Annotated in this window: 1 protein-coding gene; it reads left to right on the forward strand. The window is 68.3% G+C overall.

Annotation, left to right across the window (positions count from 1 at the left end; translation table 11 throughout):
* Nucleotides 1-56: 56 nt before the first annotated feature.
* Nucleotides 57-1329: IS701 family transposase (locus ABZ823_RS30930; RefSeq protein WP_361666237.1), on the forward strand; the 1273-nt coding region annotated here is incomplete at its 3' end.

Below are 1329 nucleotides of genomic sequence, written 5' to 3' on the forward strand. Positions count from 1 at the left end.
CTAGTAGGACTCCGTTACGTCTGCCTCTCGGTCCTGTTTGGGGGCATGTTGAAGGTATGGACGCACATGAAGTGAACCGTGCTCGGGCGAAGTTAGCGTTGTTTGTCGCTGATGTGTTCGCGTCGGTGCCGCGGAAGGATCAGCGGGCCAAGAGTGACTGCTATGTGCGGGGGCTGATGCTGGACGGACGGCGTAAGTCCATCCAGGCCATGGCGGAGCGGCTGCCGGACGGCAACGAGCAGAACCTTCAGCAGTTCGTGAACCAGTCGACGTGGGATCCGGTGCCGGTGCGGCGGCGGATCGCGCAGCGGATGGTGCCGCAGGTCGGCCCGGACGCCTGGGCGGTCGATGACGTGTCGTTCCCCAAGGACGGCCGGATGTCGGTGGCGGTCGCTCCGCAGTACTGCGGAGCGCTGGGCAAGCAGGCCAACTGCCAGGTCGCGGTGAGCGTGCACGCGGTCTCCGATACCGCGTCGTGTCCGCTGCAGTGGCGCCTGTTCGTGCCTCAGGAGTGGGCGGACGATCCGGCCCGTCGGCGCAAGACGGGGATCCCGGACGGGATCGGGCACCGCGAGAAGTGGCGCCTGGCCCTGGACACCTTCGACGAGCTGGCCGGGTGGGGGCTGGTGCCGCCGATGGTGGTGGCCGATGCCGGCTACGGTCAGAATGCTGACTTCCGCGACGGTCTGAGGGAGCGGGGCATCGGATATGTCGTGGCGGTCCGTTCGGACGTGACCGTCCACCCACACGACGCGCAGCCCACCGCCCCGGCGTGGTCTGGAAACGGCCGCAAGCCGCAGCCCCGCTACCGGGACAAGCCGTCCTCAGTGTCCGCGCTGGCGATGAGCCAAGGACTACAGTCGTTCACCAAGGTCACCTGGCGTGAAGGCTCCCGCGGGCCGATGCGCTCGCGCTTTCTGGCACTGCGGGCGCGGCCGGCCGGGGTCAGGGCCCGCCGTCTGGCCCAGTCCGCCTCCACCGCCGAACACGGTCACTGGGACGGTGTCCTGCCCGAAGCGACGCTGCTGGTCGAATGGCCAGACGGCGCCGAAGCACCCACCGGCTACTGGCTCGCTGATCTGCCCGCCGGCACCCCGATCGCCGAGCTGGTCCGCCTGGCGAAGATCCGCTGGCGCATCGAGCACGACTACCGGGAACTCAAGCACGGCCTGGGCCTGGACCACTTCGAGGGCCGCTCCTGGGCAGGATGGCATCACCACGTCACCCTGGTCACCGCCGCCCACGCATTCCTCACCGAACAGCGTCTGGCCCCAAAAGCCGATACACCGGACTCACCCTCTACCAGACCCTCGACGCCATCCAGGACCT

It is taken from the genome of Streptomyces sp. NPDC047079 (assembly GCF_040643755.1).
Lineage (GTDB): Bacteria > Actinomycetota > Actinomycetes > Streptomycetales > Streptomycetaceae > Streptomyces.